11 protein-coding genes are annotated in these 14,803 nt (G+C 69.8%); 5 read left to right on the forward strand and 6 right to left on the reverse strand.

The features are described from left to right. Positions 1-2 precede the first annotated feature (2 nt). Genes ACWEOO_RS24655 through ACWEOO_RS24670 form a run of 4 tightly spaced genes read left to right on the forward strand, consistent with a single transcriptional unit; the run spans position 3 to position 5,905 of the window. Positions 3-2,387 carry a DUF5682 family protein gene (locus ACWEOO_RS24655; RefSeq protein ID WP_452145002.1) on the forward strand — a complete coding sequence of 795 codons (2,385 nt, stop codon included), beginning with the start codon at positions 3-5 and terminating at the stop codon, positions 2,385-2,387. Continuing rightward, positions 2,384-3,523 (forward strand): VWA domain-containing protein, encoded by a 1,140-nt coding sequence (locus tag ACWEOO_RS24660; RefSeq protein ID WP_452145003.1) that lies wholly within the window; start codon positions 2,384-2,386, stop codon positions 3,521-3,523. Before ACWEOO_RS24655 ends, ACWEOO_RS24660 begins: the two co-directional genes overlap by 4 nt. Next, the gene (locus ACWEOO_RS24665) at positions 3,520-5,448 is read left to right on the forward strand and encodes an SWIM zinc finger family protein (RefSeq protein WP_452145004.1); all 1,929 of its coding nucleotides are present in this window, start codon (positions 3,520-3,522) and stop codon (positions 5,446-5,448) included. Before ACWEOO_RS24660 ends, ACWEOO_RS24665 begins: the two co-directional genes overlap by 4 nt. 43 nt (positions 5,449-5,491) lie before the next feature. Then, entirely contained in the window at positions 5,492-5,905 is a 414-nt protein-coding gene (locus tag ACWEOO_RS24670) for a DUF2000 family protein (protein ID WP_452145005.1), read from the forward strand. A gap of 164 nt (positions 5,906-6,069) precedes the next feature. On the opposite strand, the gene ACWEOO_RS24675 is transcribed toward ACWEOO_RS24670, so the two are convergent. From ACWEOO_RS24675 to sdhC, 5 genes are all read right to left on the reverse strand, one after another. Then, positions 6,070-7,236, reverse strand: a complete 1,167-nt coding sequence (locus tag ACWEOO_RS24675; protein ID WP_452145006.1) for a WD40/YVTN/BNR-like repeat-containing protein — start codon at positions 7,234-7,236, stop codon at positions 6,070-6,072. 74 nt (positions 7,237-7,310) lie between these two features. Further along, entirely contained in the window at positions 7,311-8,015 is a 705-nt protein-coding gene (locus ACWEOO_RS24680; RefSeq protein ID WP_359941808.1) for a succinate dehydrogenase iron-sulfur subunit, read from the reverse strand. Further along, positions 8,015-9,757 carry a succinate dehydrogenase flavoprotein subunit gene (sdhA, locus tag ACWEOO_RS24685; RefSeq protein ID WP_359941805.1) on the reverse strand — a complete coding sequence of 581 codons (1,743 nt, stop codon included), beginning with the start codon at positions 9,755-9,757 and terminating at the stop codon, positions 8,015-8,017. The genes ACWEOO_RS24680 and sdhA overlap by 1 nt, the downstream gene beginning before the upstream one ends. 8 nt (positions 9,758-9,765) lie before the next feature. Next, positions 9,766-10,221 (reverse strand): succinate dehydrogenase hydrophobic membrane anchor subunit, encoded by a 456-nt coding sequence (locus tag ACWEOO_RS24690; protein WP_363710338.1) that lies wholly within the window; start codon positions 10,219-10,221, stop codon positions 9,766-9,768. 1 nt (position 10,222) lies between these two features. After that, entirely contained in the window at positions 10,223-10,600 is a 378-nt protein-coding gene (gene sdhC, locus ACWEOO_RS24695) for a succinate dehydrogenase, cytochrome b556 subunit (protein ID WP_363710339.1), read from the reverse strand. A gap of 223 nt (positions 10,601-10,823) precedes the next feature. On the opposite strand from sdhC, the gene ACWEOO_RS24700 reads away from it, so the two are divergent. After that, positions 10,824-11,639, forward strand: a complete 816-nt coding sequence (locus tag ACWEOO_RS24700) for a hydrolase (RefSeq protein ID WP_452145007.1) — start codon at positions 10,824-10,826, stop codon at positions 11,637-11,639. Positions 11,640-11,745: 106 nt separating this feature from the next. On the opposite strand, the gene ACWEOO_RS24705 is transcribed toward ACWEOO_RS24700, so the two are convergent. Continuing rightward, the gene (locus ACWEOO_RS24705) at positions 11,746-14,760 is read right to left on the reverse strand and encodes a hypothetical protein (protein WP_452145008.1); all 3,015 of its coding nucleotides are present in this window, start codon (positions 14,758-14,760) and stop codon (positions 11,746-11,748) included. Between the last annotated feature and the right edge of the window lie 43 nt (positions 14,761-14,803).

Raw genomic sequence — 14,803 nt, forward strand, 5'->3', positions numbered from 1 at the left:
CGATGGACGCGGGGGAGGTGCGGGACCTGGCGGCCGAGCTGGTCCGTGACGACCTGGTCGTCGTACCGGTCCGGCACCACAGTCCCGCGTGCGCGCTGCTGGTACGGCGCCTCATCGAGGAGCATCGCCCGTGTCAGGTGCTCGTCGAAGGACCGCGCGCCTTCACTGCGCTGATCCCGCTGTTGACTCATGCGGACGCCGAGATGCCGCTGGCCGTCTACACCTACGCGGCGCGTGACGCCGATCGCTGGGCGGCGTACTACCCGTTCTTGGACTACTCACCCGAGTTGGTCGCGCTGCGGGACGCTGCCGCCGCCGGCATCCCGAGCCGCTTCATCGACCTGGATCTGGCCGAGCAGCATCTCGTGGAGCAGGTGCCGCAGGAGATCGGCGAGGAAGGCGCGTCGCTTCTCGACGAGCGGCACTTCCGGCACAGCGAGAGTCTCCGGCTGCTGGCGAAGCGGCTCGGTTGCGCCGATGACGAGGACCTGTGGGAGCTGCTGTTCGAGTCGGACGCGCCGACGAGCGGCACGGCCGAGCAGATCGCCCGGATGGCGGCGTACTGCGTGATGGCTCGCGCGGATCGCAGCGAGCAGGACCTGGCCGCGGACGGTACGACGTCGCGCGAAGCCGAAATGGTGTGGCATGTCCGCGAGGCGCTGGCGACCCGGAACGCGGACGACGGGCCGGTGCTGGTGGTCGTCGGCGGATTCCATGCGGTCGCATTTCCTGCCCTGCTGGCGGATCCGCCCGCTCGACCGGCAATCGACGTCCCGAACGTCTCGGGTGACTCGGCGCTGATCCGCTACACGTTCGAGCGCCTGGAGCGGCTCAACGGGTACGGCGCCGGAATGACGTCGCCCGCGTGGCACCAACGGCTCTGGTCCAATCTCGTCGATCCACCGGCCGGTCAGGATCCGCGCGTCGCGGCGACGTTGACCGCGCTGCTGGACATCAGCGCCGAGCTGCGGGACCGGCATCGGCTGCCGTTGCCGCTGCCCTCAGTGGTGGCCGCGTTCGAGCAGTCGTTGCGGCTGGCCGCACTGCGCGAGCGCCCGGCGCCGTTGCGCAGCGATCTGCTCGACGCCGTGCTCAGCTGTTTCGTGAAGGGCGATGCCGACGTCGAAGGTGTGCTGGTCCGCGCAGCGAGCACGTACACGCTGACCGGCGACGCGACCGGCAGACTTCCACCGGGCGCCGGGCGGACACCGCTCGTCGAGGACGCCCGGCAGCGCCTTCGGCAGCAGCGGATCCGGGTCGACGACCTCGGCCGCCAGTCGACCTCGCTCGACCTGTACCGCAACGCCGCCCATCGCGAGACCTCACGGCTCCTGCACGGCCTGGCGATCCTCGGGGTGCCGTTCGCGACCCGGACCGCCGGCCCCGACTTCGTGCACGGCACCGGCCTTGGCCGCCTGCACGAGAAGTGGGACTACAGCTGGACGCCGCTCACCGAAGGCGCGCTGGTCGAGGCATCGATGTACGGTTCGACCGTGCCGACCGCGGTGACGACGCGGTTCGCCGAGCTCCTTGCGGAACGCCGTACGACGACCGTCGGCGCTCCGGAGGCGGTCGCGCTCCTCGCACAAGCCTGCGTGGTCGGCCTGCACGACCGGGTCGGCGAGACGCTGGAGCTGGTCGGGGCGAGCGTCGCGGCGGACGCGTCGTTCGCGGCGGTCGGAGTCGCGGTCACGCAACTCGCCCTCCTCTGGGAGGCCCGCGAACCACTCGAGGCGCGCAAGCTCGGCGAGGTCCCGGCCTTGGTGGGTACGGCGTACCAGCGGGCCGTCTATCTCGGCCGGCAACTCGTCGGCGATCCACGACCGACCGCGGACGCGCTGGTGCGGCTGCGCGATCTGCTCGTCGCCGAGACGGGTGGTGAGCTCGACGCCGACCTGTACTGGGACCTCGTGGACCGGAGCGCCGAGGGGCACGCCGAACCGTTCGTTCAGGGCGCGGCGGCCGGGATCGCCTATTCCGCGGGCCGTTCCGCCGCCGACGAGGTGGTCACCCGCGTCGCCGGGCACCTGGCCGGCGGGGTGTCGCCGGTGGCCGGAGTCGCGTTCGTGTCGGGGTTGCTCCTGACGGCCCGCGAGGCGGCCTGGCAGGAGCGCAGTCTGCTCGCCGAACTCGATCGCCGGTTGACGGGGTGGGATCAGGCGACGTTCGTCCGGCACTTGCCCCAGCTGCGGCTCGCGTTCGCCGATCTGACGCCGGTCGAGACAGATCGGGTCGCGAAGCTGGTCGCCTCGCTCAAGGGCCTGCCGGATCTGGGCTCGCTGACGATCGCGAGCGCCACCGCCGAAGAGGTGCAACGCCGCTTGCAGATCTCCGAACAGGCCCGGGCGCTGCTCGAACGTGACGGCCTGAGCGGTTGGTCGGCGTGAGCGCGGACGTCGAGCGGTGGCGCCTGGTGCTGGGCCGGTACGCGAACGGGCAGCTCGGGTCCGCGCCCGCCGGCAGTGCCCAGGCCCGGATGGAGGCCGCCCTGGATTTCCTGTACGGGCGTGAGTACGGCGGTCGCGGCGTCCGTGGCGGCGATGGTTCGCGGCCGGACCAGCTGCAGCCGGGCGGGAGCGGCGCGTCGGCGCCGGCGCTGGTCACCTGGCTGTCCGAGGTCCGCGAGTTGTTCCCGCGGGAGACTGTCGAGATCGTCGAGCGGCACGCCCTCGACCGGTACGGCCTGACCGAGCTGATCACCGATCCGGAGTTGCTCGAGCGGATGGAGCCGGACGAGGATCTGCTGAAGACCCTGCTGATGCTCAAGGGGCATCTCGGCGAGGAGACGCTCGCCGTCGCCCGCCGGATCATCCGCCAGGTCGTCGAGGAACTGCGCCGCCGGCTCGAGCTGGAGATCCGCGCCGCCCTCGCCGGGCGGCTCAACCAGCACCGACACTCCCCGCTGAAGGTCGCGGCCAACTTCGACCCGCACGGCACCATCCGCCGGAACCTGAAGAACTACGACCTCGAAGGCCGGCGGATCGTGCTGGCCGATGTGCTGTTCTTCGAGCGGAACGCGCGCCGGCTGCCGTGGGACATCATCGTCTGCGTCGACCAGAGCGGCAGCATGGCCGGCTCGGTCATCCACAGCGCGGTGATGGCCGGCATCCTCGCCGGACTGCCGGCGTTCCGGATCCGGCTGGTCGTGTTCGACACGTCGGTCGTCGATCTGTCGGCGTACGCCGACGACCCGGTCGATGTCCTGATGCGGGTGCAACTCGGCGGCGGCACCGACATCGCCAAGGCCGTCCGGTACTGCGCTCAGCTCGTCGAGAACCCGCACCGGACCGTGCTCGTCCTGGTCACCGACTTCTGCGAGGGCGGCGCACCGACCGATCTGATCCGGGCTGTCCGCGGCCTGGCCGAGGCCCGGGTGAGGTTGCTCGGGCTGGCGGCGCTCGACGGGGCCGCGGAACCCTTCTACGACAAGGCGATGGCGGGCCGGCTCGCCGACGAGGGCATGGAGATCGCCGCGTTGACACCGGGACAGCTGGCGTCCTGGCTGGTCGAGGTGACCGGATGAGCATCAAGCCCGGGCTGACCGCCGTGCTCCGGCGGTACGACGACGACGCCTGGGCCGCTCTGGCCTCCAAGGGCCTGCTGCGCCGAGCCCGCAAGGACCTCGAGCAGCAGTCGCCGTCGATCGTCGCCGACGGCCCGGACTCGCTCCAGGTGGCGCTGGGATCGGCGATGGTGACCTTCGACGCGACCGGGCCGACCGGCGCGACCTGCAGCTGCCCGAGCGGCTCGACCTGTCAGCACATCGTCGCCGCCGGACTGTGGCTGACCGACGACGGTCCCGAGGACGAGCAGGTCGGTGAGGACCTGCTGCGGATCACGACGGCCGAGCTGAGAGCGTTCGCCGGTGCGGCGGCGTACCGCTGGGCCCGTGAGTACGTCGAGGATCTGGACCCGGAGCACGGGATCCGGATCGAGCAGGGACAGCATCTGGTGCTGACGCTGTCGAGTCCACGGATCGGTTTCCGCTGGATGGGCGGCGGACTCGATGGACTGGTCGCGGACGGCAAGCTCGCGTCGCTGGAGAAGTACCGGATCGCGGTCGTCCTGGCCTACCAACGGGCGAGCGGTCTGGAGCTGGAGCCCGTCGAGCGCCGGGCAGTGGCGCCGAGGGCCGATGGCGAGGGCCGCGCCAGGCTCCGAGCGGCCGTCGAGCGATTGCTGTGCGACACCGTCCAGCTCGGGGTCGCCCATCTCTCGCCGTCCCTGTATCAGCGCTACGAGACGCTCACCGTCTCGGCACAAGGAGCCGAGTACTACCGGCTCGCGGGCCTGCTCCGCGGAACGGCTGGGCAGATCGAGCTGACGCTCGCCCGCTCGGCGCAGGCCGACGAACAGACGCTGCTCGAGCAGCTGGCGACCGCGTACGCGCTGGTCAGCGCCTTGGGAGAGCTCGGCGATGCGCCGCGGCTGGTCGGCTCCGCACGTGGCCGCTTCGAACAGGCCGGCAGGCTCGAGCTGGTCGGCCTCGGCGCGTTCCCCTGGCGGACCGCGTCCGGCTTCGCGGGGCTGACCGTGGTCTTCTGGTCGGTCGACGACAAGCGACCGGTGACCTGGACGGACAGCCGGCCGAGCAGCCTGCTCTTCGACCCGCGCGGCCGGTACACCGCACCCGGCCCGTGGGACGGCCTGCACAGCCCGTCGGACGCGACCGGCGCCCGCGTGAAGCTGACCGGCGCCCGGCTGACCTCGACCGGCCGGCTGTCCGGCGTCGAGAGCACGCACGCCTTCGCCGATCCGCTGACGGGCGTCGCGATCGCCGCCGCCGTACCCGTTGCCGACAGGTGGTCGGCGTTGCTCGGTGGGCGGCTGCTGAGCTTGCTCGAGCGGGACGGCCCGCAGCGCGAGTGGGCAGTACTGCGCCCCGCCGCGTTCGCTCCGGCGTACTTCGACGAGGCGATGCAGCGGCTCGAATGGCCGGTCACCGACGGCGAGGGTGACGTCCTGCCGCTGGGCGTGCCGTACTCGGCGGAGACCAGCCATGCGGTCGACGGGATCGAGTCACGTCCGGAGCCGGCGCCGGGCACGTTGGTGGTGGCCAGAATCAGGCGCACCGCGGGGGGACTGACCGGTGAACCGCTCAGCCTGATCCACCCCGATCGCCCCGCCGGGGATGCCGTCGAGGCGCTCCATTTCGGTGCCGGGGCGCCACGACGGCGTCGTACGGCCGGACAGCCCTCGATCGCGCCCGCCAGCGCGCAACCAGCCCAGTTGCTGGACCTGCGCGCTTGGCTCGTCCGGCAGGCCGAGCGCGGCACCGCGGCGGCCTCGGCCGGTGCGTTCAACCACGAGTTGGACAGACACCATCAGGCGCTCCGGGCGGCGGGGTTCAACGTGTACCCAACCGGCTGCGGGGCCGAGCCGCCGGTCGCGCTGTTGCGGTCCCTCTACCTGACCCTTCAGGTCACGGAACTGCTGACCGGTGGTTAAGAACGTACAAGACCGCTGCCCGTGGTCCGGGGACCATCTAGCTGTGGACAAGTTCGATACGAAGATTGCTGTGTTGTTGCGGGACGACCTGGCTGTGTGGCAGCGGTTGAACGTGACCGCGTTTCTGGTCAGTGGGATCGCCGGGACGCGTCCGGAGGTCGTGGGTGAGGCTTATGAGGACGCCGACGGCGTGCAGTACCTGCCGATGTTTCGGCAGCCGGTGATGGTGTTCGAGGGGTCCAAGGAGTTCATGGCGACGGCGCACGAGCGGGCGCTCGGGCGGGGGATCGAGCACTCGGTGTTCACCCAGGACCTGTTTGCGACCGGCAACGACCAGGACAACCGCGCCGCGGTGAAGGCGGTGCCGACCGGCGAGCTGGACCTGGTCGGGATCGCGCTCTACGGCCCGAAGAACGCCGTCGACAAGACCCTCAAGGGCGCCGCCAAACACCACTGAGCAGGCAGCCGTTCGAGAGGTTCACCTCTCACGTTGCCCCTTCGCCCATCGCATGCGGGAGGTGAAGGGGCGGTTTGCGAGGTGAACCCCTCAAACAGGTGGACGGGTGTAGGCCGTGGAGGCGGGCGGCGCTTGGGGGTGGAGACGCAGCAGCGGAGCGAGGGTCAGCGAGGGGCGAACTTTGTCCAGGTGGCGCCTCGGTCGGTGCTGAGCACGACCTCGGTGGTGCGGCGCTTCGGCACCTCGAAGCCGTACATCAGGTCGGAGTCGCCGGCCAGGTCGGCGAGGTCGCCGGGGTAGCCGCGGTCCAGCTTCGCGGCGCCGTCGCGGACCCGGTAGAGCCGCGGGCGGTCACCGGCGCGGCCGCCGAGCAGCAGGGCGGTGCCGTCGTCGAAGGCGAGCGGCGACGCGCTGAGGCTGGCAGGCGGGTCCTGGATCGTCGTCCAGTTCGCGCCGCGGTCGGTGGACAGCTCCATCTTCGAGACGCTCTGGCCGTTGGCGCCGACCGCCACCGCGGTGGTCAGCAGCGTGCGCCCGTCGGGGCTGACCGCGAGCCGGCCGAGCTGGTTGTGGCTGTCGAGTGCCCGCGAGCCCCACGTGCGACCGCCGTCGTCGGTCCAGAGCATGTCCGTCCGGCCGATCCCGCTCAGGATCCAGCAGCGGCCGCTGTCGTCGCAGACCGGCGACCGGGTGCCCCGGGTCTTGAGCAGCCGGACCGAGGACTCCTGGGGGTTCACCACGACGATCGACCCCGGCACGATCCGGTCGGTGAGGATCTCGTCCTCGTCGAACGTCGAGGTCGGCAACCGGTACCGGAGCCGGGTCAGCACCGGCCCGTCGTACGTCAGCCGGAACATCATCGTCGCGGCGCCGGTCAGCGTGCCCTCGAGCGGCGGTGCGACTGCGATCGCCTCCTTGCCGGCCCGGAGCGTCGCATACGGAACCGGCCACTCGGGGGCGACGGCGCGGGAGCCGTCGCGGTCGATGACGGCGGCGTACCGGCAGTTCGGGCCGCTGGTGCAGTCCGACCAGCCGGCCGCCCAGCGGTTCCGGGTGACCATCGTGACCGACAGCACCTGGGCCCGCTCGGAGTTCACCACCGAGCTGCCGGACCGCCCGGCGGCGGCCGGTGCAATCGCGATCGGCCCGTCGGACGCGGACCGGTGGGACGCCAGGTGCACGACCGCGAGAACGATCGAGGCCGTCGCCGCGAGCACCCCGAGGACGAGGAACGGCGGCATGCTGCGGGGTAGGCCACAGCGCTCCAGCACCTCCGCCAGGCGACGGTAGTAGCGGTCGGAAAGCTCCCGCAGGCGCGGCTCCACAGTCACCCCCCAAGGCAGAGATGTCCCCGGCGAGGCGGGTCAGGTCGGCGGAGGAATCTTACGCGAGGAGAGGCCCACCCTCACACTCGGCGGAAGATGAGCGCCCGCTTCACTTCCTGGATCGCCTTGGTGACCTCGATACCGCGCGGGCAGGCGTCGGTGCAGTTGAAGGTGGTCCGGCAGCGCCAGACGCCTTCCTTGTCGTTCAGGATCTCCAGCCGCTGCTCGGTGCCCTCGTCACGGCTGTCGAAGATGAACCGGTGCGCGCCGACGATCGCCTGCGGGCCGAAGTACTGCCCGTCGGACCAGAACACCGGGCAGGACGTCGTACACGCCGCGCAGAGGATGCACTTCGTGGTGTCGTCGAACCGGTCCCGGTCGGCCTGCGACTGGATCCGCTCCCGGGTCGGCTCGTGACCGCTGGTGACCAGGAACGGCATCACCGAGCGGTACGCCTCGAAGAACGGGTCCATGTCGACGACCAGGTCCTTGAGCACCGCGAGGCCCTTGATGGGCTCGACGGTGATCTCCTTCTCCGGGTTCAGGTCCTTGATCAGGGTCTTGCAGGCGAGCCGGTTGCGGCCGTTGATCCGCATCGCGTCCGAGCCGCAGACACCGTGCGCGCAGGACCGCCGGAACGTCAGCGTGCCGTCCTGCTCCCACTTGATCTTGTGCAGCGCATCCAGCACCCGGTCGGTCGGCTGCAGCGTGACGGAGTACGTCTTCCACTCGGCCTCGTCGACGACCTCGGGGTTGTACCGGAGGATCTTGACCTTGACGTCCATCAGTACTTGCGCTCCATCGGCTTGTAGCGGGTCTGCACGACCGGCTTGTAGTCGAGCCGGATGTTGACGTTGCCCTCGGCATCGACGTCGCGGTACGCCATCGTGTGCCGCATGAAGTTGACGTCGTCGCGCTTGTCGTAGTCCTCGCGGAAGTGCCCGCCGCGGGACTCCTTGCGGGCCAGCGCGGACACCACGAGCACCTCGGCCAGGTCGATCAGGAAGCCCAGCTCGACGGCCTCCAGCAGGTCGGTGTTGAACCGCTTGCCCTTGTCCTGGACGCCGACGCTCTTGAACCGCTCCTTGAGAGCCTCGATGTCGACCAGCGCCTGCTTCAGCGAGCCCTCGGTGCGGTACACCTGCGCGTTCAGGTCCATCGTGGCCTGCAGGTCAGCCCGGATCGCGGCGATCCGCTCCTCGCCGGCCGAGGTCCGCAGACCCTCGACCAGCTCCACGACGTACGCCGACGGGTCGTCCGGCAGCTCCTCGAAGGACGCGGTCTCGGCGTACTCCGCGGCGGCGATCCCGGCGCGGCGGCCGAAGACGTTGATGTCCAGCAGCGAGTTGGTGCCCAGGCGGTTCGCACCGTGCACGGACACGCAGGCGACCTCGCCCGCGGCGTACAGGCCGGGGATCACGTCGTCGTTGTTGGCCAGCGCCTCGCCCTTGATGTTGGTCGGGATGCCGCCCATCGCGTAGTGCGCGGTGGGGAACACCGGGATCTGCTCGGTGTACGGCTCCACACCCAGGTACGTGCGGGCGAACTCGGTGATGTCCGGCAGCTTCGCGTCGATGTGCGCGGGCTCCAGGTGGGTCAGGTCGAGCATCACGTACGCGCCGTCCGGGCCGCAGCCGCGGCCCTCGCGGACCTCGTTCGCCATCGCGCGGGCGACCATGTCCCGCGGCGCCAGGTCCTTCACGGTCGGCGCGTAGCGCTCCATGAACCGCTCGTTGTCCTTGTTCCGCAGGATGCCGCCCTCACCGCGGGCCGCCTCCGACAGCAGGACGCCGAGCCCCGCGAGACCGGTCGGGTGGAACTGGAAGAACTCCATGTCCTCCAGCGGCAGGCCCTTGCGCCACACGATGCCCATGCCGTCGCCGGTGAGCGTGTGCGCGTTGGACGTCGTACGGAAGACCTTGCCGAAACCGCCGGACGCGAAGATCACCGACTTGGCGGAGAACACGTGCAGCTCGCCGGTGGCCAGCTCGTACGCGACCACGCCGCTCGCCTTGCCGTCGGTCATCAGCAGGTCGAGGACGTAGTACTCGTTGAAGAACTCGACGTTCTGCTTGATGCACTGCTGATACAGCGTCTGCAGGATCATGTGGCCGGTCCGGTCCGCGGCGAAGCAGGATCGGCGGACGACGGCCTCACCGTGGTTACGGGTGTGTCCGCCGAAGAACCGCTGGTCGATCTTGCCCTCGGCCGTCCGGTTGAACGGCAGGCCCATCTTCTCGAGGTCGAGAACCGCGTCGACGGCCTCGCGGCACATCACCTCGGCCGCGTCCTGGTCGACCAGGAAGTCGCCGCCCTTGACCGTGTCGAAGGTGTGCCACTCCCAGTTGTCCTCCTCGACGTTGGCCAGCGCGGCGCACATGCCGCCCTGGGCCGCGCCGGTGTGCGACCGGGTCGGGTAGAGCTTGGTGAGTACGGCGGTGCGGGTGCGCTTGCTGGACTCGAGAGCCGCGCGCATTCCCGCGCCGCCCGCGCCGACGATGATGACGTCGTACTGATGGACCTGCATGACTTCCTTTACTTGCAGACCGACAACGTGCTGTTGGGGTCGAGGCAGGGGTCGAAGGTGAAGATCACCAGGGTGCCGAGGACCACGATCACGATCGCGGCCGTGACCAGCAGGGCCTTCAGCCAGAACCGGGTCTGGTCCTTCTCGGCGTAGTCGTTGACGATCGTGCGCAGCCCGTTCGTGCCGTGCAGCATGGCCAGCCACAGCATCAGCAGATCCCAGACCTGCCACAGCGGGTTGGCCCACTTGCCGGCCACGAAACCGAAGTCGAGCGCGGTGATGCCGCCGCCGAGCATCAGGTTCACGAACAGGTGGCCGAGCACCAGGATCACCAGCGCGAGCCCGGACAGCCGCATGAACAGCCAGCTGTACAGCTCGAAGTTGGTCTGGCCGGAGCGGTTCCGGCCGCCGCCCTTCAGGTTCCGCGAGCGGCTGCTGGACCGGGGAGCCGCGATGTCACTCATCTCAGCCTCCGAACACGTGGGTCAGATGGCGGATGACGAACGGGACGAACAGGACGACCCAGAGGACGCCGACGCCGATCATCAGCTGCCGCTGGTAGCGCGGGCCCTTGGCCCAGAAGTCCACCAGGATCAGCCGGATGCCGTTGAAGGCGTGGAACAGGATCGCCGCCACCAGGCCGACCTCGAGCAGGCCGACGACCGGGTTCTTGTAGGTGCCGATGACCTCGTTGTAGGCCTCCGGCGACACCCGGACCAGCGCGGTGTCCAGCACGTGCACCAGCAGGAAGAAGAAGATCCCGACACCGGTGATCCGGTGCGCGACCCATGACCACATGCCCTCCCGGCCGCGGTAGAGCGTGCCGGCTGGTTTGCTGGGCAAACCGTCCTCCGATCGGAGCTCCCGAGCCTGGCGGAATCCAGGCCGATTCGATGCTAGTCCCGCCGCTGACCCCGAAATGTCCTGACAGGTGTGAGATCGGTCGCGTCGGTGGCCCACCGACCCGGGCCCGGAGTGGCCCTCGACGGTGGCCCTTCGATGCCCTTGACTTCAACTGGGCTTGAACGAAAACACTGGCGGCTTCCGCTGAGAGGGGAGAGTTACGGTGAGTTTCTGGATCTGTGCGACGTGTGCGGTGGAGCACTCGGAGCAGGTCGAGGTGTGCGCGATCTGTGCCGACGAGCGGCAGTGGGTGCCCGCCGACGGCCAGCACTGGACCACGCTCGAAGAGCTGGCCGCGGCCGGCACCGAAGTCACCATCGAGGAGGTCGAGCCGGGCCTGTACGGCGTCCGCTCGAAGCCGCCGGTCGGGATCGGGCAGCAGTCGATGCTGGTGACAACCGCCGAGGGCAGCCTGCTCTGGGACCCGATCGGGTACCTGGACGACGACGCCGTCGGCCGGGTCCGCGCGCTCGGCGACGTGGTGGCGATCGTCGCCAGCCACCCGCACATGTACGGCGTCCAGGTGGAGTGGAGCCACCGCCTCGGCGACGTACCGGTGTACGTGGCGGAGGCGGACCAGGAGTGGGTCGCGCGGAAGGACCCGGTGATCAAGACCTGGTCCGGGGAGCTCACCCCGCTACCCGGAGTGACCTTGATCCAGCCCGGCGGCCACTTCCCCGGCAGCGCGGTCGTGCACTGGGCGAACGGTGCCGACGGCAAGGGAGTGATCCTGTCCGGCGACACCATCTTCGCCAACCCGGACCGCACCTCGGTCAGCTTCATGCGCAGCTACCCGAACCGCATCCCACTGTCCGGCGCCGTCGTCGACCGGGTCGCCCGCTCCCTGGACCCGTTCGAGTACGACCGCCTCTACAACAACTTCGGCTCGGTCATCCCGGTCGACGCCAAAAACGTCGTACGCCGCTCCGCGGATCGTCACGCCGCCTGGGTCCGCGGCGACTACGACCACCTCACCTGATACGTGCAAGCTCGACAGGACGTGTACGCCCGCTGGGTCGCGGGGCACGCTCAGTCCGGCACCTCTCGGTGTCGGACTGAGCGACACGTCCTGTCGAGCTGCACCGTCAGCTTCGGCCGACCGCGAGGCCGTCGATCTGGATCATCTTGCCGGTGGTGACCGTGCGGACGGTCAGCGTTCCGCTGAAGACGGTGCTCTGCACGGGCAGCCCGAGTAGGACCTGGTAGTGCGTGGTCGGGTAGGCGAGGTTGACCGTCGTCAGCAGCTTGTTCCCGGCGTAAACCGCCACCGCTCCACAGCTCGGGCACCGCGTCGCGACCAGGAAGAACCGCTTCCCCTGGACGGTTCGCGTCAGCGCCTTCCCGGACGCCGTGGTCTGGGTGTCGGTCCCGAAGTAGAACTTCGACGACGATCCCCGGCCCCAACCCGTCGTGGCCATCGTCATCGACCGGTCGTCCAGCGGCCGCGAGAAGCAGCGCTCCGCGCTCCAAACGCCGACGTTCCCGAGCTTGTCCTTCGCCCGCACCGAAACGCAGTACTCGTAACCGGCCGCCACCGCGAGACTCATCGAGGTCGCGGTCGTGTTCGTCCACGGCTGGACGTACGCGCTGTACGGCCCGGCGAACGAGGCCCGCCGGTAGCGCACGTCGTACGACGCCACGCCGGCCGCATCCGTCGCCGCGACCGCGATCTTGGCCGTCGCCGCGACGGACGACTGGTAGGCCGGTGCGGTGACCCGGGCGACCGGCCCCGTCGCGTCCACGGTCACGGTGCGGCGGACGGTGGTGACCCTGCCGTCCGGCTCTGTGGCGGTGACCGTCACCGTGTTCTCACCCTGGCGCAGGCTGGTCGCCTGGTACGGCGAGCTGCACGGCGCCGGCGCTGATCCGCCCGCGGAGCAGGTGAACGTAGTACCGGACAGCAACGCGGAACTGTCGAAGAGGATCGAGACGTTCGGTCCGACCACCCGCGGAGGTGCTGCGATCACCAGGCGGAGCTGTTGCCAGGCGATGTCGCGGCGCGGAGCAACCGTGTTGGTGTCCAGTTCGACCGATCGCAGCGTGCTCGGGTTGACGCTGTAGAGCTTGTTCCCGCTGGTCAGCGCCATCAGGGACGTGCCGTCGGGGTTCCAGGTGATCGATCGGACGGCCGAGTCCAGGGATCCGGCCACCTCGATCTTGTCCGAGGTGAGTGAGATCAGCTTGACGTCGGAGCCGGCGCCGAAGGCGACCCGCTGACCGTCGGGCGAGACCCTCACCGGCGCGCCGTCCGCGGCCGCCGTCGGCGCCGGCAGCGTGGCCACCCGGGCGCCGCCGGGCGCGGCCTGGATCCGGGCGAAGCGGTCGGCGCCGTCGAACCGGCGGTCCGACACGATCAGGGTCTGGGCGTCGGGCATCCAGCTCGGACCGGTCACGTCACAGGCGATCTTCACAGGCGTGCCACCGACCGCCGGGATGACGTACACACACGGTGTCTCGTTCTCGGGCGACTGGAAGGCGATGCGCGAGCCGTCCGGCGACCACGCCAGATGGGTCATGGGCGCCGCGGACGTCCACAGTTTGCCCGTTCCACCGCGCTGGCCGGGGCCGATCAGCTGGGTCCAGAGGATCTGCTCGCTGTCGGTCGTGGTGTACGCGAGGACCCGGCCGTCCGGCGCGGCGGCGAGGGAGTCCTTCGGCGTGACGGGCTCGGGATCGGTGGGAATGGGTACGACGTATCCGGACAGCGTCGACGAGGCGAGCTCGGTGTTCGGCTGGCCGATGGTGACAGCGATCTGCTCGGTCGGCCGTCCGGCCGCCGTCGGAGTACTGGCCGGACCCTCGCCGATCTCGTTGACGACCGACAGCGCGTACTTCGTCCCGGGCTTCGGGGCGGTCTCGATCAGGCTCATCCACGGCTTGGCTTCGGGTTCGACCCATTGCGTTGTCTCGACACCGTCCAGGAACCGGTGCACGAAGTAGCCGCGGACCGGCGTACCGCCGGCGGTCTTCGAGGTCTGCCAGGACAGTGCGACGCCCGTGTAGGTGGACGCGACGTTGAAGACGTTCGGGGCGCTCGGCAACGAGACGGACGTGCCGGTCAGCTTGACCTCGTGGTGCTGGAGGCCGGTCGAGTCGCCGATCGTCAGCCGGTCGCCCACTTCGCCGAGGGCCTGGGTCGGCTCGAACTTCAGGGTCACCGTGCACGATGCCCCCGTCGGCAGGTACTGCCCGCAGTCCCGAGCGGCCACCTTCCAGTCACGGCCGCCGGAGGAGAAGGAGTAGTTGCCGAGCTGCACGTAGTCGCTGCCGGTGTTCTGGATGGTGACCGGAATGCTCTTGGAGCTGCCGACCAGGACCCGGCCGGCGTCCAGCTTGTCCGGGGTGACGGACACGATCTGGTAGCCGGACTTGCTCCGGTACCGGATCTCGAGCAGACCGGTGCTTTCCGCACCCGGGCAGGAGGCACCCAGCGAGCTCGCGAACGTCTCGAGCTGCAGGTCCGGCGTGTAGGTCAGTGACTTGACCCGGAAGACGCCCGTGGTGGCACAGGTGCGGCCGCTCTGGGTCAGTTCGATCGGCACCTCGTAGTACCCCGCACCGGCCAGGAAGGCGGGCATCTTCAGGGAGATCGTGCCGGCCGACAGCGTCCGGGTGCCGTTGGCGGGTGCGGAGGCAGTGACCGGGCCCGCGACCTCGTCCTTGAGCCAGGTGAAGCCGGCGCCGCTGTTCGCATCCAGGGCGAGCGCGTCCACGGTGCCGACGGCTGGGTAGTCGGTGGGGCGCGTGGCTTTGAGTTCACCGCTGGTTGCGGACTCGGTATCGGTGGTGGCGACGACTCGGTAGTCGGCGGTGGCGCCGGCCGCGATCGACTCGTCGATCCAGCTGATCGTCGACGAGGGCAACATTCCGCTGATGGTCTGCCAGTCGAACATCGTCCGGCGTTCGACCTGGTAGCTGGTGGCGGTGACCGGTTCCCACGTGATGCCGACTCCGGTACGCGTCGGGAACAGTTGAGCGGCAGGGGCGGTCAGAGCCGTTGTCTCGCCGAAGGCAGCGTGGGCAAGGAACGGGACAGTGACGGCAGCCAATACGGCGGCCAGGGCTGTTCGGAACAGCGCGGACTTACGGGCGCGACGCATCGAATCTCCAGGTCAGGGGACTCCGGCGCACCCCGAGTGGCAC

The sequence above is a fragment of the Kribbella sp. NPDC004138 genome (assembly GCF_053603655.1).

Bases quoted from the DNA above. Each gene is read 5' to 3' on its own strand.
- ACWEOO_RS24680 (WP_359941808.1), bottom strand. From the start codon at position 8,015: ATGGACGTCAAGGTCAAGATCCTCCGGTACAACCCCGAGGTCGTCGAC.
- ACWEOO_RS24705 (WP_452145008.1), bottom strand. From the start codon at position 14,760: ATGCGTCGCGCCCGTAAGTCCGCGCTGTTCCGAACAGCCCTGGCCGCC.
- ACWEOO_RS24690 (WP_363710338.1), bottom strand. From the start codon at position 10,221: ATGAGTGACATCGCGGCTCCCCGGTCCAGCAGCCGCTCGCGGAACCTG.
- sdhA (WP_359941805.1), bottom strand. From the start codon at position 9,757: ATGCAGGTCCATCAGTACGACGTCATCATCGTCGGCGCGGGCGGCGCG.
- ACWEOO_RS24665 (WP_452145004.1), top strand. From the start codon at position 3,520: ATGAGCATCAAGCCCGGGCTGACCGCCGTGCTCCGGCGGTACGACGAC.
- ACWEOO_RS24655 (WP_452145002.1), top strand. From the start codon at position 3: ATGGACGCGGGGGAGGTGCGGGACCTGGCGGCCGAGCTGGTCCGTGAC.